Here is a 16,536-nt window from a genome sequence, read left to right on the forward strand (position 1 = left end):
CCCCGAAACCGGGCTGGAGACAGGTCCGGTTCGGCAACGTCATGCGCTCCAGCGACGTACGAGGAATGAGGAATGAGGACGGAATGCGGAAGACAGACAGCGGGCGGTACGACGTGCTGGTCGTCGGGGCAGGCGCGGCGGGGCTCGCCTGCGCGGGCGACCTCGGTACAGCGGGCCTGCGGGTGCGGCTGCTGGAAGCGGACGGGGCGGTGGGCGGGAGGATGCGTACCGACCGCGTGGCGGGATTCACCGTCGACCGGGGCTTCCAGGTGTTCAACACGTCCTATCCGCAGGTCAAGCGTCGCATCGACTTGAAGGCGCTCCGGCTGCGCCCCTTCACTCCCGGGGTGCTCGTGCACACCCAGGACGGTCTCCGCCGGTTGACCGATCCCGTCAGGCGGCCCAAGGAGAGCCGTGATCTCCTGCCCGGCAGGCTCGTGTCCGGCCGTGATCTGCTCGCCCTCGGCGCCCTGTCGGCGCGGGACACGCTCGCGCCGGCGTCCGTGCTGCGGAGACGCCCCGACGGCACCACGCTCACGGCCTTGGCGCAGGCCGGCGTGTCGCCGCATCTGGTGGAGACGTTCTTCCGGCCCTTCCTCTCCGGTGTCTTTCTGGAGGACGAGCTGACGACGTCGGCCCGCTTCTTCCACCTGGTGTGGCGGAGCATGCTGCGCGGCACCCTCTGTCTTCCTGCCGAGGGGATCGGGGCGGTTCCCGCCCAGCTCGCCTCCCGGCTGCCCGTGGATGTGCTGCGGACCGACAGCCCTGTCACGGCCGTGACGCGGGACGGGGTCGTCGTCGCGGACGGCAGCCACGTGCAGGCCCGCGCGGTGGTGGTCGCGACGGGGCAGCGGGTCGCGGCCGAGCTGCTCCCGGGGCTCCGCGTGCCGGAGGGCCGGACCGTCACCACGCTCTACCACGCGACGGCCGGGCCTCCGCTGACCGAGCCCGTACTCGTCGTCGACTCTCGGCGCAGGTTCCTGAACACCTGCGTCCTCACCGCCGTCCACCCGCACTTCTCGGCCGACGGCCGGGCGCTGGTGTCCACCTCTCTGCTCGGCTCCCCCGGGCCCGCCGAGACGGAGGCCGTCCTGCCCGCCCTGGGTGAGGTGTACGGCGCGGACACGGCCGACTGGGAACTCGTCCACCGTGTCACCGTCCCCGACGCCCTGCCGGCCATGCCCGGCCCCGTCCCGCTGTCCCGGAGCACGCGCTTCGGGCCGGGCCGGTACGTGTGCGGCGACCACCGCGCCACCGGTTCCCTGCAGGGCGCGCTGGCATCGGGCGCACGTGCGGCCCGCGAGGTGCTCCAGGACCTGGACGGGTCTTCCTGAACCCGCGCCCGGCGATACCTGGGCTCGGCCTCGTGCATCCGGCGCCTCCCCGGGCCCGGAAGCATCAGTGTCGGAGGTGCGGCCGGAAGGCCGGGGAGACGGAGGACAGTGCGGTGATCAGTGTGGAGCGCAGTTTCGTGGTACGCCTTCCCTTGCCCGAGCTTGTGACGTACTTGGAGGACTTCACCCGCACCGAGGAATGGGATCCTGGGACGATTTCCTGCATTCGGCTGGACGACGGGCCGGTGCGGGCGGGTGCCCGCTGGCTCAACACGTCGCTCTTCCGCGGCCGCACGACCGAACTCGAGTACCGGCTCGACGTGCGCGAGCCCGCACGGCTGGTGTTCGTCGGGGAGAACAGGACGGTGACCGCGGTCGACGACCTTCGCTTCGGCGGTGCGGGGGACGGCACCCGGCTGACGTATCGGGCCTCCTTGACCTTCAAGGGCGTCGCGAAGCTGGCCGCGCCGTTCTTGCGGACGGATTTCGAACGACTGGCCGACGACGTGTCCGCGCGCCTGCCGACCGTCGCCGTGGCAGGACACGCCTGACAGCTCGCCGCCCGGCGGACTGCTCACCCCACTCGCATCGATTCTGCGTCGTACGGTGGATGGCATGTCCGAAACGACACACGGGATCACGACGGGCGCGGTGGCGCGGCGTCTGGGGGTCTCGCCGACCACGGTGCGTTCCTGGGATCAGCGGTACGGCATCGGGCCTGCCGTGCGCGCGGACGGGCGGCACCGGCGGTGGAGCCCGGCTGACGTGGCGATGCTGGAGGAGATGTGCCGCCTCACGGCATCGGGTGTCCCGCCCGCGGAGGCGGCGCGGGCCGCCAAGCGACGGCCGCGCGCGGGGGCGGCGGCCGCCGAGGCGTCTGTCGTCCGCTTGTCCGAGTCCGTGGAGCCGGTGGCACGGAAGAAGCCGCCGGCCGGCGTACCGGCGGGCAAGGCGCACCGTGCCGGGCCGGGCAGCGGACTTCCGTTGGGGGACGTACGGCAGGAGTGCCGCGGGCTGGCCCGCGCGGCCGTGCGACTCGACGGTCCGGCCATGGAAGAGCTGCTTCAGGCGGTGCTGGCGCAGTACGGGCTGGTCACCGCGTGGGAAGAGGTGATGGTCCCGACGCTGCACGCGGTGGGCCGCAAGTGGGAATCCTCCGACGACCGTTACGTCGAGGTGGAGCATCTGCTGTCGTGGCACGTCTCCACCGCACTGCGGCGTGCCGCGGTCACAGGCCCGATGACCGCCTCGTCGGCCGCTCCTGTCGTCCTGGCCTGCGTCCCGGCAGAGCAGCACACGCTGCCGCTGGAGGCGCTTACGGCGGGACTGGCCGAACAAGGCCTGCCGACCAGGATGTTCGGTGCCGCGGTGCCGGCGGAGGCCCTGGACGCGGCGGTACGGCGGTCCGGTCCGGCCGCCGTCGCCCTCTGGTCGCAGGCCCGATCCACCGCGGATCACTCCCTGGCCCGTCACGTCGCGGAATCGGCCTTCGGGGTGAGGGGTGCCCGCACCACTCCCCTGGTTCTGCTCGCGGGCCCCGGCTGGCTCGGCCGGACGCCCGCTCACGGCATGATCCGTCCCACCGGCCTGCGCGAGGCCCTCGACGTGATCCGTCGGCTCTACGGAGAGCAGGCCGGGCACGCCGAGGGCTGAGACAGGCCGCCTACGCGCGAGGACGGCTCATCGCCCTCGGTCAGATCCGGTCGTCGACGGTGCGTCGTGTGTTCCCGGGACGGGGAGGCCGGGGGAAGAAGCCGCTCGTGCGCTCACGGTAGGCGGCGTACCCGGGGCGTTCGGCCATGTGGGCCTCAAGGAGACGTTTCCCGCTGCCCCAGATGAGCAGGGCGCTCATGACGAGCGGGGAGACGACGGTGAGGAGGGCGGTCTGCCAGGTGGCGCAGGCCGTCAGGTAGAGACCCCACCAGACGAGGAAGTCGCCGAAGTAGTTGGGGTGCCTGGTCCAGCTCCACAGCCCGCGGTCCATGACGTGGCCCCGGTTCGCCGGATCGGCCTTGAACCGGGCGAGCTGATGGTCGCCCACCGCCTCGAAGGTGAGGCCGGCCGCCCACACGGCGAGGCCCAGGACGGTGGTCGCCCCGAGCGGCTCGGGCAGCAGGACCGCGAACTGGACGGGCAGGGAGACGATCCAGACGAGGGCGCCCTGGAGGAGGTAGACCTTCCTGAGCGCGTAGAGCGTGCGGTTGCCGCGGGCGCGGGCGAGCATCCTGGCGTACCGGGGGTCCTCTCCGTGGCCGCGTCCGCGCCGGGCGATGTGGGCGGCGAGCCGCAGTCCCCATGCGGCGGTGGCGAGCGCGACGAGGGTACGGCGGACGTCGTCGCCGTGGCCGTCCGAGAGGAACCAGGCCACGACGGCGACGGCCGCGAAGGCGAGCCCCCAGGCGACGTCGACGATGCGATGCACGCCCTTGACCGTGCCGATCCCGAAGGTCACGAGCATGACGACGAGCGCGGCGCCCGCCGAGGCGGTCAGGACGACGCCGAGGGCACCGGCATCGACGGCGGTCATGACATCTCCTGGTACCCAGTGACGGTTGAGGTGGGCATGGACGCCCCGTGGCCGAGCGCGGGCCCGGCGAGCAACGAATCGTCAGGGCCGCCGAGTTCACCGGGCTGCCGAAGCGGCCGGCTCAGGGCTCCTGCGGGCCTCCGGTCGGCCGGGCTCATCGGGTTGCCTCCGTGGTGGCGGTGAGCCGGAGCTGACGGACATCGAGGTATCCGGACCGGAATCCGGCCTCGGAGTAGGCGAGGTAGAACTCCCACATGCGCCGGAAGACATGGTCGAAACCCAGCGCGGCCACGGCGGCCTCCTGGCAGAGGAAGCGCTCCCGCCACTGGCGGAGGGTCTCGGCGTAGTGGGCGCCGTAACCGGTGTCGTGGGTGATGCGCAGTCCGGCGGTGGCGCTCTCTCGGGTGATGGCCTCCGGGGAGGGGATCAGCCCGCCGGGGAAGACGTACTTGCTGATCCAGGTGTGGGTCCGGGCGGTGGCGAGCATCCGTTCGTGCGGCATGGTGATGGCCTGGAGCGCTACGCGCCCACCGGGGGCGAGGAGGCGGCGGAGCGCGGTGAAGTAGTCGGACCAGTATTCGGCGCCGACGGCCTCGATCATCTCGACGCTCACGACGGCGTCGTAACGCCCTTGGACGGCGCGGTAGTCGAGGAGTTCGACGCTGACCCGGTCGGCGACCCCGGAGTCCGCGATGCGTCGGCGCGCGAGGTCGAGCTGCTCCTCGGAGAGAGTGACGGTGCGGACGCGGGCGCCGCGGGCGGCCGCCCGGATGGCGAGCTCGCCCCAACCGGTCCCGATCTCGAGGAGTTCGGTGCCCTGGCCCGCCCCGGCCAGGTCCAGGAGCCGGTCGATCTTGCGGTGCTGGGCGGCCGTGAACTCCCCGTCCCTGAGAGGGAATCCCGTCCTCGGCAGCGGGTCGAAGACAGCGGCCGAGTAGGTGAGGCCGGGGTCGAGGAAGAGGGTGAAGAGCTCGTTGGAGAGGTCGTAGTGGCGGTGGATGTTCTGGCGTGCGCCGTCGGGGGTGTTGCGGTCGGCGAGGGGCCTGCGCCGGACCCAGGCTCCGCGCAGTCGGCGCAGTGGTGCGGGAACGAGGTCGTCGACGTGACGGGCGAGCACGGTGAGGACACCGACGAGGTCGTCGGCTTCCCATTCGCCGGCCATGTACGACTCGCCGAAGCCGATCAGGCCGTCGGCACCGATCCGTCGGTGGAACGCGTCGGGGTCGTGGACGGTCAGGGTCGGCTCTGCCTCCCTGCCGTCGTTCGGCCGTGGTACGTGGGGCGCGTCGGCAGTGCTCACTATCCGCAGGGGCAGCCGGGCGAAGGCCCGCTCGACGAGACGGCGCGCGACCGCGGTGCGCGCGGAGGAGGCCCGGGGCAACCGCGCGACGTCGGGCCAGCGCTCGGAGTCCACCTCGACGACGCCCGCCTGGGTGGTGAGCGGGGTCGCGGGAAGGGAGAGGGTCACGGGGTGGGGCCTTCCTGGAGGGAGGGGGCGGTGCGCGGACGCGGACGGACGTGAAGCCCCTTGAGGTAGAGGCGGATCCCATGCCGGCGGATGCCGATCGATACGCCGAGAGTCGACCAGGGGTGCCGCGCCACGGCCGCGAGCAGCGTGCGGGCACGAGCGGGCCGACGTGCGCCGCGGACCGTGGCGGTCAGCGGTCGCGAGCCGTCCACATGGCGGAGCTGGACAGTGAGGTCGAGGCGGTCGCCGGGGGGCGGCAACCGCATCCGGTAGGCGCCCTCGACGTCGAGGAACGGCGAGACGTAGAACTCCTTGGCGACCTCGGCTCGGCCCCGCTCGTCGGGGCGCATCAGATAGCAGTGGCGCCCGCCGTAGGTGTTGTGCACCTCCGCGACGACGCAGACGAGTCGGCCTGCGCGGTCGCGGCACCAGTACAGGGTGAGCGGGTTGAACACGTGTCCGAGGACGCGCGCGTGGGCGAGCATCAGGACCTGGCCGTCCGCGTCCTGTACGCCGTGGGCGGCGAGGTACGCGTCGAGGCCGGAGCGCAGCGTGGGCGCGTCGCCGTCGAAGTGGTCGCGCGGGTCGAAGCGGGCGAGGGGCCGCAGCGGTCGGGGCAGTACGGGCAGGTCGTCGATGTCGACCAGCCAGAGGTAGGTGCGGTGGCGCAGGGCGTAGTGGAAGGGGGTGACGCGGGTGTGGGCGACCTCGGTCTCGTACAAGGCGGGGACGGGTGGTGGGGCGACGCCGGTCATCACCAGTTCACCCCCAGGTGCAGGGCCGCCTCGACGCCGGAGCGGCAGCCGTCCTCGTGGAAGCCCCAGCCGTGGTAGGCGCCCGCGTAGGCGGTCACGGAGGTGCGGAGGGTCGGAAGGAGTCGCTGTGCCGCAACGGACTCCGGTGTGTAGACGGGGTGTTCGTACGTCATGCGGGCCAGGACGGTGGACTCGTCGAGGCGTTCGCCGGGGTTGAGTGTGACGATGTGGGGCTCGTGGGTGGTGAGCCGCTGGAGCCGGTTCATGTCGTAGCTGACCTGGACGGAGCTCGGTCGGGCGGTGCAGGAGGGCAGCCAGTAGTTCCAGGAGGCCCGGGCGTGGGGCGAGCGTGGCAGAAGCGTCGTGTCGCGGTGCAGGACGGTGGGGTTGGTGGAGTAGGTGAAGGCGCCGAGGACGCGCCGCTCCTGCTCGGTGGGGTCGGCCAGGAGGCGCAGGGCCTGGTCGGGGTGGACCGCGATCACGACGGCCGCGTGTTCCGCGGACTCGCCGTCGGCGGTGACGACCGTAGCGCGGTCGGCACCGCGCACGACTGCGAGTACCGGGGTCGCGGTCCGGACGGAGGCGACGGACTTGGCCACGCGCTCGACGTACGCCGCGGAACCGCCGCTGACGGTCTTCCACTGCGGGGACCCGGTCACCGACAGGAGTCCGTGGTGGTCGAGGAAGCGGAACAGATACGCGGCGGGATACCGCAGAGCGGTGCCGGGGGCGCACGACCAGACGGCGGAGACGAGAGGGATCGCGAAGTGGCCGACGAAGTATTCGGAGAAGTGGTGAGCCCTGAGGAAGTCTCCGAGTGTGCGTGTGGTGTCGTCGCTGGTCAGCAGTCGGCGCGCGGCGCGGTGGAACCGGGGGATGTCGGCGAGCATCAGCAGATGGCGGCCCCGACGGGCGTTCCCACCGCCGAGGAGGCCTCGGGCCCCGCGCGCGCCGGCGTACTCCAGTCCGCATCCGTCGCAGCGGACGGACATGCTCATCTCGGAGTCCTGCGTGGTGACGCCGAGTTCGCGGAAGAGGCGGAGGAGGTGGGGGTACGTGCGCTCGTTGTGGACGATGAAGCCCGTGTCCACGTGGAGCGTCCCGCCCTCGGGGGCCGGCAGCTCGTGGGTGTGTGCGTGGCCCCCGAGCCGGGCCTCGGACTCGTACACGACCACGTCGTGCGCGCGGGACAGGATGTGGGCAGCGGTGAGTCCGGCCACTCCTGCCCCCACCACCGCGACGCTTCGTCCGTTCATCGTCTCCACCCCTTGTGTGATGGCCGTCGGTTGTGACGGCGGCCCGTCCTCTTCGGTTGGTAGTTCGGAGCCCTCGCCCGGCCGGATGGGCCGGATCAGCCTGTGGTCGCGGCGAGGGCCAGGTTGTGGCGCATGCGCTGGAGGCCGCGGCGGGCGTGGCTCTTGACCGTGCCCAGCGGCATGCCGGTGCGGTCGGCGATCTGCACCTGCGTCAGGTCCGCGAAGTAGGCGAGTTCCAGGACGTCGCGCTGGACGCGGGGCAGCCTGGCCAGTTCCTCGGTGACGACGATCCGGTCGAGGACCCGTTCGGGTTCCTCGACGGTGCCGGCTTCGTGTTCCAGGGAGGCACCGAGGGCCGCCGCGAGCTCGGTACGACGGGTGCGGGCGGTGAGCGCGTCGGCGATCTTCCGGCGGGTGATGCCGGTGAGCCATGCCGGCAGGGTGCCCCGCTCGGGTGAGAAGTTGGCTCGTCCGCGCCATGCGGCGACGAAGACCTGCTGGGTGACGTCCTCCGCCTCGCGGGGATCCCCCAGCGCCCGGGCGGCCAGCGTGTGGACCAGTCGGCCCCAGCGCTGGTACGCCGCGTCCAGGCAGTACTCGTCACCCTCCACGAGTCCGCGGGCGATCCGGTCGTCGGCACCGTCGCCCTGTGGCCGCCGGTGGGAGTGGGGCGCCGTCGGGGCAGCAAGGTCGCCGGTGATCCGGTACGCGGTCATGACGGTTCCTCCTCCGAGTGGTGGCACATACCTCCACCGGGGCTCGAGGCCGCCGCGCGAAGGCGGCGTCCGGCGGGACCTCACCGGTCCCGTGCCCCTTCACGTTCCGGCCCGCGCGACTCATGGCGCAACTCGCATCGTTTCCGCATCGAATTCGATGGCGTGCGTCGTTCACGATCGGAGCGGAACGGGCGACGAGGACTCGCGGATCCGTCGCGTGGGTGGTGCGAGCCGCCCACGAAGGCCTCCGAGGGAGCCCTGTTCCGCCGGACCGTGGTCCGGCGGAACGGACTCGGCCGAGGCGGCTGACACGATCCGGCGCTGACGACGGGCTCGGCCAGGGCGGCTGTCAGGAGGCGGCGCTGACGACAGGGTCGAGCCGGCTGTCAGGACACGGCACTGACGACGGGCTCGACCGGGGCGGCTGACACGATCCGGCGCTGACGGTGGAACCCGTCAGGCGGTGCCCCGAGCGTCGCGGAAACGCGCCAGGCCTTCGGAGAGTTCGAGCAACGGTTCCGGGTAGTTGAACGATGCCCGGTCGAGTCCGGTGAGCCGCCAGGGCTCGTGGACGGCCGGACCTTCGAGTCCGGCGAGCTCCGGGACCCAGCGCCGCACATAGCTGCCGTCAGGGTCGTACCGCTTGCCTTGCAGCACCGGGTTGAGCACGCGATTGGGCCTTGTGTCGGTACCGGTGCCGGCCACCCATTGCCAGTTGAGCTGGTTGTTCGCCACATCGCCGTCCACCAGCAGATCGAGGAAGTGGCGTGCGCCCTCCCGCCAGTCGATGTACAGCGTCTTGGCCAGGAAGGAGGCGGCGATCAACCGGCCTCTGTTGTGCATCCAGCCCTCGTGGGCGAGCTGCCGCATCGCGGCATCGACCACGGGGTAGCCGGTCCGCCCCTCGCGCCACGCCGCCAGATCCGCGTCGGCGCCCGCGCCGCGCCTCCATCGGTCGTGACGTGGACGGTAGTCCGCGCCTGCCGCCCGCGGCCGCGCCGCGAGCACCTGATGGTGGAAGTCACGCCAGCACAACTGCCGCACGAACGCCTCGGCCCCGGCTCCGCCGCGCTTCCTCGCCCGGTGCACGGCCTCGACGGCGGAGACGGCTCCGAAGTGGAGATACGGCGAGAGACGGGACGTGGCGTCCCCCGCCAGGTCGTCATGGCGATCCTCGTACGCGTCGATGTGATCCGACAGCCAGGAAGCCAGCCGCTTGCGCCCCTCGCTCTCCCCTCCCGCGGCGAGTCCCGGCGACACGTCCGCGATCACGGAACGCGGTGGCATCCGCTCCGACCGGACCCCCGAGGGCACGTGCAGGGCCCTGGGGGCGGCCAGCGGCGTCCGGAGGGGCTCGTCGGCCCAGCGCTTGTAGTAGGGCGTGAACACGGCGAAGTGGTCCGAGCCGTACGGAGTGACATCACCGGGCGGCACGGCGGTCACCACGCCGTCGTGCACGTAGAGCCGACAGCCGTCCTCTTCCAGGGCCTTGCGCAACCGTGCCTCCCTGGCCCCGGCGAAACCCGTCACACCGGCGGCCATGTGCACCTCGTCGGCCTCGGTCTGCCGCACCAGGGACCGGACCTCGGCCACCGTGTCGCCCTCGCGCACCACGAGACGGCCGCCACGGTCCTTCAGGCCCCGGTCGAGGTCCGAGAGGCAGTCCGCGAGGAAGGCCAGCCGATTGGGCGCTGCGAATCCGGCCCGGTCCACGGCGCGGTCCCGGACGAACACCGGCACCACTTCCTGTGCCCCCTCGTGCGCGGCCCTCAGCGGCGGATGGTCATGGACCCGAAGGTCAGAGGTGTACAGAACGACGGAGACGGTCATCGCGCCCTCCCTGCTCGGCCGCCGGGCTCGCGAACGTCGCCGGCGTACTGGTTTCGCATCCCTACAACTGCGGTTCCCTGATGCGTCGCGTATCGGATGCGTGCGGCGCGGGCGAAGAGGCTGCCTGGTCCTCCTTGGCTGCCTGGTCTTTCTCGGCTGCCTGGCCCTCCTTGGCTGCCTGGTCGTACGGGTGTCGTTCAAGGTGCCCGAGCGTACGGTGGTGCCAGTGACGGCGCTCTTCACCGCTCCGGAGCACATGCCGGTCACGATGACCGGCTGTTCCTTCCAGGGCCGGGCTCCTGTGCCGGGACGGTCTCGCGTACGTCCGAAGGAGGGAGGTTCGTTCCTGTGCGGTCGGTGTTGGTCGGCAAGCTGCGTGAGAAGGCCGGCGATTCGCTGTTGCGGCGCGTGGCGGGTCCCGCCGCTCATCAGAAGCGCGCCCGGATCCACCAGACGCCCGGTTCTCGCTGGTTCAGCCCGGACAGGCCGGTGCGGACCGTGCACGCGGACGCCTCGATGTACGTCGGGGGGCTGGCCGCTCTGCTGCTGCAGTCTCTGCATCCCGTCGCCATGGCGGCCGTGTGGGCACACTCCGGGTTCCGCGGTGATCCCTGGGGCCGCCTTCAGCGCACCAGTACCTTCCTGGCGGAGACGACGTTCGCAACCGCGCAGGACGCCGAGCGCGCGGTCGAGCGGGTGCGTGGTGTGCATGCGCGGGTGACGGGGACCACGTCCGACGGAGTGGCCTACCGTGCTTCGGATCCGTCGTTGCTCGCCTGGGTGCACATCACCAAGACCTACTGCTTCCTGGAGGCGTATCAGCGGTACGGCCGTGGTCTGCTGACCGACCGGCAGCAGGACGGCTACGTCGAGGACATGGCGTCGGTCGCCCGGCGGCTGGGCGTCGTCGACCCGCCCATGACGGTCGCCGCTCTTGCCGCTTCGCTCGGCAGCCGGCGCGGTGAGCTGGCACCGACGGAGGAGTCGGCTGCGACGGCGCAGTACCTCCTGGCCGCTCCGCCCCTGCCGCGGCCGGCGCGGATTCCGTACGCCCTCCTGGCGGCCGCGGCCGTGGATCTGCTGCCGCCATGGGCGCGGGAGCACCTTGCCCTGCCGACGAGGACGCGGCTGCTCCTGCCCGTCGCACGGCCAGGTGGTCTGGCCGTCACCTCGGCGATCCGCTGGGCGACGCCCCCTCTGCCCGCTCACGCCGGTGCAAGGTCCGGCAAGTGACGGTCCGACGCGGCGGCTCGTTCGCGAGCGGCTCCATGGTCGGGGACAGAGGGGGTGCGTTTCGTGCAGTGGGTGGCGGCGGTCACCCTGGATCGGCCGGAGGGTCAGGGACGGTTACGGAGCGAGCCCGGCCACCAGACCATCGGGCCGATGTCCCGGACGAGGGCCGGCACCAGGAGCGAGCGCACCACGAGCGTGTCGAGCAGGACGCCGAAGGCCACGATGAACGCGATCTGCACCAGGAACGCCAGTGGGATGACGCCCAGCGCGGCGAACGTGGCGGCGAGGACGACACCGGCCGAGGTGATGACTCCGCCGGTGGCGACCAGTCCCCGGCGCACGCCCTCTCGCGTACCGTGCAGCTCCGTCTCCTCACGCACCCGCGACATGAGGAAGATGTTGTAGTCCACACCGAGGGCGACCAGGAAGACGAAGCCGTAGAGAGGCACGGCGGAGTCGGTTCCGGTGAATCCGAGGACATGCTCGAACACGAGGGCGGAGACACCCAGCGTGGCCACGAAGTTGAGCGCGACCGTGGCCACCAGGAGCAGGGGCAGCAGCAGGGAACGCAGCAGGCCGACGAGGATCACCAGGATGATCGCCAGCACGACCGGGACGATGAGCTCCCTGTCCCGCTCGGCGGTGAGCTGGGTGTCGTACTGCTGGGCGGTGTAGCCGCCGACGAGGGCATCGGCCCCGGGTACGGCGTGCAGGGCGGTCCGCAAGCCGGCGACGGTGTCCTTGGCGGCATCGGAGTCCGCCGCGTCCGCGAGGGTGACGTCGATCCGGACGCGCCCGTCCGCGACGAGCGGCTGTGCGGTGCCCGGGGCGGCGTAGACGGTCGCGGAGTCGGCTCCGTCGACGCCCTCGGCGATGGTGCGCACTTCTTCGGCGGAGTCGGCGTCGGCGATGACGACGACGGGGTTGCCTGCGCCACCCGGGAAGTGCTCGCCGAGGCGCGCCTGGGCGGCGACGGAGGGGGCGTCCTTGACGAAGATCTCGTCCAGCGGAACGCCCTTCGATTCGAGCGTGAAGGAGAAGGCCGCACAGGCGAGCAGGGCGACGAGTGAGCCGGCCCAGACCTTGCGCGGCGCGCGGTCGACGAGCGCCGCGACCTTGCGCCAGACGGGGTGCGCGTCGTCCCCGGCCGCCGCCTTGGGCCGAGCGGGCCAGTACGCGGCCCGGCCGAGCAGGACCAGGGCTGCGGGGAGGAACGTCACCGCGCTCAGCACGGCGCAGGCGATGCCGATGGCGCCGACGGGGCCGAGGGCACGGTTGTTGGTGAGATCGCTGAGGAGGAGGGCGAGCAGGCCGAGCGCGACGGTGGCAGCACTGGCGACGATCGGTCCGAAGGACTGTCGGAGTGCGGCGCGCATGGCCGGGATCCGGTCGCCGTCCCGCGCACCGAGCTCTTCCCGGTAGCGGGCGGCGAGCAGCAGGGCGTAGTCGGTGGCGGCCCCGATGACGAGGATGGACAGGATGCCCTGTACCTGGCCGTCGACCCGCACGATGTCGTTGTCGGCGAGCACGTAGACGATGGCGCAGGCCAGACCGAGGGCGAACACCGCACCGATGATGATCATCAGCGGGAGCAGGACGCTCCGGTACACCAGCAGCAGGATCACCAGGACCGTCACCAGGGCGACGACGAGGAGCAGACCGTCGATGCCGGCGAACGCGTCACGGAGGTCCGCCTGTGTGGCAGCGGGACCGGCCAGCCACGCTTCGGTGCCCGGCACGGAGGAGACCGCGGCGTCGACCTTCTCCAGCGTCATGGGCAGCTCGTCACCGAGGTCCGGCCGAAGCTGGACGATCCCCCGCAGGGCCTCACCGTCCGTCGATGGAATCGCCGGGGAGGGCGCAGCGACCACGCCTTCGGCACCCTTCAGAGAGGCCAGGGCCTGCGTGGCGGCCGCCTGCGCCGACGGATCGATCCGCCCGCCGCCCTCAGCGGTCCAGACGATCAGGGCGGGAAGGGTTTCCTCCTGGCGGAATGCCTCCTGGGCCTGCAGGACCCGGGTCGACTCAGCGCTACGGGGCAAGAAGGCGGCCTGGTCATTGGTCGCCACTTCGCCGAGCTTGCCGGCATAGGGGCCGAGCCCTCCCCCGATGGCGAGCCAGACGATGAGCATCAGCAGCGGCAGCAGTCTGCTCGCCCACCGCAGCGGTGTCGACATGAGAACTCCGAACATCTCTCGACTGTTAACAATCTCAATGATCAAGACAGATTGAACCATGCCCCGACCCGGACCCAGGCAGTCGGGTGGCCTGCAGGGCCGAGCCCGCCCCAGTCACCGTGCCTTCCGCCTACCGGCACCGGACGGATGCAGCAGGCATCGGCCGGTCGGGGCGACGGCCGTCGACGGCGCAGCGGACTGGCGCGCCCGCGTGATCGACAGGCGACCTCTCCCTCCGTCCGCGTCAACCTGTCGCTGTGCCCGGGGATCACCCCGGCGGGTGACCTGCCTCAACTCGTCTCGCTCACGGATCAGATGGAGGGCGAGTCGACACCGCGTACCACCCGGGCAGACGTCCGGCTCCGTGGCGAGCGGCTCCCCTCCCTTCGTGGCAACCGAGCCTGACGGGTCGTGGGGATCGGTGACTGTGGCGATGAAGTCGCGCTGCCACGGCCGGCACGGACGCGACTGAAGGGGCCCGTCTCGAAGTATCCGGTCGGATGCGTCCATGGCTGTCGGAGAATGCGGGAATGCAGAGTTGGATGCCGCCTGAGAGCGGGCCGTTCGTAGGGCGAGGCCAGGACATCACCGCGCTGGTCTCGCGGTTGCGGCGGCACCGGCTGGTCACGCTGGTGGGGATGGGTGGGATCGGCAAGTCCCGGCTCGCCTCGCAGGTCGCCAAGGGACTCGAGCAGGACACGTTCACGAGCGTGCACTGGGCCCCTCTCTGGTCCCTGGGCAACACCTCGCTGCTCACCCCGTTGGTGGCCGACGCCTGCGGCCTGTCGGATCATTCGCCTGGCGATCCGGTGGAGGCACTGGCCGCACGGATCGGCCCCCGGAGCGCGCTGCTGGTCCTCGACTCCTGCGAGCACCTCCTCGCCGACTGTGCCACGTTGGCACAGGAGCTGCTGGCCCGCTGCCCCGCACTCATGATCCTTGCGACCAGCCGGGAGCCGCTGGGGACGGTCGGCGAGTCGCTGTTCCGCGTCGACCCCCTCCCGCCCGACTCCGACGCGATGGAGCTCTTCGCCGCGCGTGCCGCCGCCGTGGGTGTGCGGTGGGACCGGCCCGAGGACCATGTCGCCGCCGCCGAGGTGTGCCACTGGCTGGAGGGAGTTCCGCTGGCGTTGGAGCTGGCCGCCGCGCAGCTGCGGGAGAGGTCGGTCCACTCCATGTCCCAGGTGCTACGCGACAGGCTCGGGCTCGCCGACACCCCGGACAGCCGGGTTCAGCCGTCACGCCACCGTGCGCTGCGGACCACCATCGGGTGGAGTCACGAACTGTGCGAGCCCCATGAACGCCTTCTGTGGGCACGGTTGTCGGTGTTCCACGCGAGCACCACGGTGGACGACGTCGTACGGGTGTGCCGTGGCGGACCGCTGACCGACACCGTGCTGTCCGAAGCTCTCGAAGGTCTGGCCCGCAAGAGCGTCGTCACTCTGTCGGGCGACCGGGTGCACATCTTCGACACCGTCCGCGAGTACGGGGCGCTGTGGCTCGCGGAGCTCGGCGAGACCCGTACGACGGCCGACCGCCACGCACTGCGCTTCCACGAAGTGGCCCTGTCTGCCGAGAAGTCCTGGTGGGGACCGGCTCAGTCGAAGGTGTACGCGAGGCTGGCCGCCTGCCACAGCGATCTGTGTGCCGCGTTGGAGCACCTGCTGGCCACGGACCCGCCGAGGGCAGCGGAGATGGCGGGAGCACTCGGATTCTTCTGGGCGTGCTCAGGTCATCTGCACGAGGCGGCGCACTATCTGGAGGAGTGCATGAATCTGGTCGCCGAGCCCGCGGCCGTCACGGCGAAGGTGTGCTGGGCGCTCGGCGTGGTGCGGTGCCTTCGGGGCGAGTACGCATCGGCGGCGCGACTGGCCGGCAGGGCGCACGAAGACGCGGTCGAAGCGGCGGACCCTGCGATGTTCGCGGATGTCGCCTATCTGCGGGGGCTGGTGCTGCTGCTACGAGGCGAGCCGATGGACGCGCTCGGCGTCGCGGATCGGGCTCTGACGGGTCTGCGAGGCACCGCACCCGCCGTGGCGCGGTGTCGGTTGGTACGTGTCTTCGCTCTGACGGCGGCCGGATCCTCGCGGATGGCCCGCGCCGAGGCCGAGGCGTTGCGGGCCGACGCCGTCTCGGCAGGAGAACACTGGACGCGTTCCTACACCGAGTACCAGCTGGCGTTGATAGCGCTGAACGAGGAGCGGTCGGCCGACGCCGCCCTGCACGCCAGAGCCATGCTGCGGGACAAACGCCTGATCGGCGACACCTTCGGGCTCGGCCTGGGTCTCGATCTGCTGGCGGCCGCCCTGACCGCGCTGGAGAAGGGCCGGGAGGCGGCCACCGCGTCCGGCGCGGGGCAGCTGTTCTGGTCGATGGTCGGACACCCTCAGCGGGGCACGCCCGAACTGAAGCCCCTGCGGCAACATGCGGAGCGTGCGGCGAGACGGCAGATCGGCGACACGGCGTACGACAGCGCGTACGGTCTGGCCAATCTCACAGATCCGTTCGTGACCCTGGAGGCGATCCTCACGGCCGGATGAGCGACGGACGAAGGACGCGGGCTGCGACGTCGTGGCGGTTCCCGTGGCTCCACGTTCTTTCGGAACCGGGTCGCACCCGCCTTGCCCGTCGACGGCAGCCGAGACACCGGGTACAGGTTCAGCGGGGCGGAAGGCGCAGCTCGCCGAGTTCGTCGTTCAGCGCGTCGAGATACCGCAGGACGACCGTGAGTTCGTCCTCCGTGAACCGGCCGCGCGCACGGTCCGCCGCCTGCGCGAGGGGCGTGAAGTAGGTGCGCGCCACTGATCGTGCGCCCTCGACATAGTGGATATGGACCACCCGCCGGTCGCCGTCCGCCCTGCTGCGCCGGATGTGGCCTGCCTTCTCCAACCGGTCGAGACAAGCGGTCACCGCACCGGACGTCAGGCCGAGATGTTCCCGGAGGAGACCCGGAGTGGTCGCCTCCGGGTTGTCGAGCACGAACGAGAGCGCGTGAACGTCGGTGGGATGCAGTCTCTGAGTGAGGGCGAAGCCGTGAACCAGACGGTTCATCTCTCCAAGCATCCGGCGCAGAGCGACGCCGAACTTCTGCAGGTCGCCTGTCCCCGCGCTCTTGGTCTCGGCCCTATCGGCATTCCCTTCACCCACGCGCCAAGCCTATGCGGAGGTCGGCCTGGACAGCGCATCACCCCACCCGCATCACGTCGGTCGGTCAATCCCGGTGATCGGGTGCGTCCGCCG

The 16,536-nt window shown here is 71.4% G+C and carries 13 protein-coding genes; 5 read left to right on the forward strand and 8 right to left on the reverse strand.

Annotated elements, in window-relative coordinates; translation table 11 throughout:
- Nucleotides 1-83 precede the first annotated feature (83 nt).
- From ACFQ7Q_RS23570 to ACFQ7Q_RS23580, 3 genes are all read left to right on the forward strand, one after another.
- Nucleotides 84-1,334 (forward strand): NAD(P)/FAD-dependent oxidoreductase, encoded by a 1,251-nt coding sequence (locus tag ACFQ7Q_RS23570; RefSeq protein WP_383558480.1) that lies wholly within the window; start codon nucleotides 84-86, stop codon nucleotides 1,332-1,334.
- A 113-nt stretch (nucleotides 1,335-1,447) separates the two neighbouring features.
- Entirely contained in the window at nucleotides 1,448-1,885 is a 438-nt protein-coding gene (locus tag ACFQ7Q_RS23575; RefSeq protein ID WP_383558481.1) for an SRPBCC family protein, read from the forward strand.
- A gap of 64 nt (nucleotides 1,886-1,949) precedes the next feature.
- Complete coding sequence (locus tag ACFQ7Q_RS23580; RefSeq protein WP_383558482.1) at nucleotides 1,950-2,987, forward strand: MerR family transcriptional regulator; 1,038 nt, start codon at nucleotides 1,950-1,952, stop codon at nucleotides 2,985-2,987.
- Nucleotides 2,988-3,027: 40 nt separating this feature from the next.
- Here ACFQ7Q_RS23580 and ACFQ7Q_RS23585 read toward each other — a convergent pair whose 3' ends face one another.
- The 6 genes from ACFQ7Q_RS23585 to ACFQ7Q_RS23610 all read right to left on the reverse strand — a co-directional run bounded on the left by ACFQ7Q_RS23585 (nucleotide 3,028) and on the right by ACFQ7Q_RS23610 (nucleotide 9,886).
- Nucleotides 3,028-3,861 (reverse strand): DUF1295 domain-containing protein, encoded by an 834-nt coding sequence (locus ACFQ7Q_RS23585; protein WP_383558484.1) that lies wholly within the window; start codon nucleotides 3,859-3,861, stop codon nucleotides 3,028-3,030.
- A gap of 154 nt (nucleotides 3,862-4,015) precedes the next feature.
- Complete coding sequence (locus ACFQ7Q_RS23590; RefSeq protein WP_383558486.1) at nucleotides 4,016-5,329, reverse strand: class I SAM-dependent methyltransferase; 1,314 nt, start codon at nucleotides 5,327-5,329, stop codon at nucleotides 4,016-4,018.
- The gene (locus ACFQ7Q_RS23595) at nucleotides 5,326-6,084 is read right to left on the reverse strand and encodes a DUF1365 domain-containing protein (protein ID WP_383558487.1); all 759 of its coding nucleotides are present in this window, start codon (nucleotides 6,082-6,084) and stop codon (nucleotides 5,326-5,328) included. Before ACFQ7Q_RS23595 ends, ACFQ7Q_RS23590 begins: the two co-directional genes overlap by 4 nt.
- Complete coding sequence (locus tag ACFQ7Q_RS23600) at nucleotides 6,084-7,340, reverse strand: NAD(P)/FAD-dependent oxidoreductase (RefSeq protein ID WP_383558489.1); 1,257 nt, start codon at nucleotides 7,338-7,340, stop codon at nucleotides 6,084-6,086. The genes ACFQ7Q_RS23595 and ACFQ7Q_RS23600 overlap by 1 nt, the downstream gene beginning before the upstream one ends.
- Nucleotides 7,341-7,435: 95 nt before the next feature.
- The gene (locus ACFQ7Q_RS23605; protein WP_383558490.1) at nucleotides 7,436-8,056 is read right to left on the reverse strand and encodes a sigma-70 family RNA polymerase sigma factor; all 621 of its coding nucleotides are present in this window, start codon (nucleotides 8,054-8,056) and stop codon (nucleotides 7,436-7,438) included.
- Nucleotides 8,057-8,512: 456 nt separating this feature from the next.
- Complete coding sequence (locus tag ACFQ7Q_RS23610) at nucleotides 8,513-9,886, reverse strand: cryptochrome/photolyase family protein (protein WP_383558492.1); 1,374 nt, start codon at nucleotides 9,884-9,886, stop codon at nucleotides 8,513-8,515.
- Between the two features lie 348 nt (nucleotides 9,887-10,234).
- On the opposite strand from ACFQ7Q_RS23610, the gene ACFQ7Q_RS23615 reads away from it, so the two are divergent.
- On the forward strand, nucleotides 10,235-11,119 hold the full coding sequence (locus ACFQ7Q_RS23615) for an oxygenase MpaB family protein (RefSeq protein WP_383558494.1): 885 nt from the start codon (nucleotides 10,235-10,237) through the stop codon (nucleotides 11,117-11,119).
- Nucleotides 11,120-11,223: 104 nt separating this feature from the next.
- On the opposite strand, the gene ACFQ7Q_RS23620 is transcribed toward ACFQ7Q_RS23615, so the two are convergent.
- Nucleotides 11,224-13,296: an MMPL family transporter gene (locus ACFQ7Q_RS23620; protein WP_383558523.1), complete on the reverse strand. Its 2,073-nt coding sequence runs from the start codon at nucleotides 13,294-13,296 to the stop codon at nucleotides 11,224-11,226.
- A gap of 530 nt (nucleotides 13,297-13,826) precedes the next feature.
- Here ACFQ7Q_RS23620 and ACFQ7Q_RS23625 point away from each other — a divergent pair.
- Nucleotides 13,827-15,836: an ATP-binding protein gene (locus tag ACFQ7Q_RS23625; RefSeq protein WP_383558496.1), complete on the forward strand. Its 2,010-nt coding sequence runs from the start codon at nucleotides 13,827-13,829 to the stop codon at nucleotides 15,834-15,836.
- A 118-nt stretch (nucleotides 15,837-15,954) separates the two neighbouring features.
- Here ACFQ7Q_RS23625 and ACFQ7Q_RS23630 read toward each other — a convergent pair whose 3' ends face one another.
- Nucleotides 15,955-16,443: a MarR family winged helix-turn-helix transcriptional regulator gene (locus ACFQ7Q_RS23630; protein WP_383558498.1), complete on the reverse strand. Its 489-nt coding sequence runs from the start codon at nucleotides 16,441-16,443 to the stop codon at nucleotides 15,955-15,957.
- Between the last annotated feature and the right edge of the window lie 93 nt (nucleotides 16,444-16,536).

It is taken from the genome of Streptomyces sp. NPDC056527 (assembly GCF_042794475.1).
In the GTDB taxonomy this organism is placed as follows: Bacteria; Actinomycetota; Actinomycetes; order Streptomycetales; family Streptomycetaceae; genus Streptomyces.

Coding starts and splice junctions, on each gene's coding strand:
- ACFQ7Q_RS23570 (WP_383558480.1), top strand. CDS start 84: ATGCGGAAGACAGACAGCGGGCGGTACGACGTGCTGGTCGTCGGGGCA.
- ACFQ7Q_RS23580 (WP_383558482.1), top strand. CDS start 1,950: ATGTCCGAAACGACACACGGGATCACGACGGGCGCGGTGGCGCGGCGT.
- ACFQ7Q_RS23585 (WP_383558484.1), bottom strand. CDS start 3,861: ATGACCGCCGTCGATGCCGGTGCCCTCGGCGTCGTCCTGACCGCCTCG.
- ACFQ7Q_RS23595 (WP_383558487.1), bottom strand. CDS start 6,084: ATGACCGGCGTCGCCCCACCACCCGTCCCCGCCTTGTACGAGACCGAG.
- ACFQ7Q_RS23600 (WP_383558489.1), bottom strand. CDS start 7,340: ATGAACGGACGAAGCGTCGCGGTGGTGGGGGCAGGAGTGGCCGGACTC.
- ACFQ7Q_RS23605 (WP_383558490.1), bottom strand. CDS start 8,056: ATGACCGCGTACCGGATCACCGGCGACCTTGCTGCCCCGACGGCGCCC.
- ACFQ7Q_RS23610 (WP_383558492.1), bottom strand. CDS start 9,886: ATGACCGTCTCCGTCGTTCTGTACACCTCTGACCTTCGGGTCCATGAC.
- ACFQ7Q_RS23620 (WP_383558523.1), bottom strand. CDS start 13,296: ATGTCGACACCGCTGCGGTGGGCGAGCAGACTGCTGCCGCTGCTGATG.
- ACFQ7Q_RS23625 (WP_383558496.1), top strand. CDS start 13,827: ATGCAGAGTTGGATGCCGCCTGAGAGCGGGCCGTTCGTAGGGCGAGGC.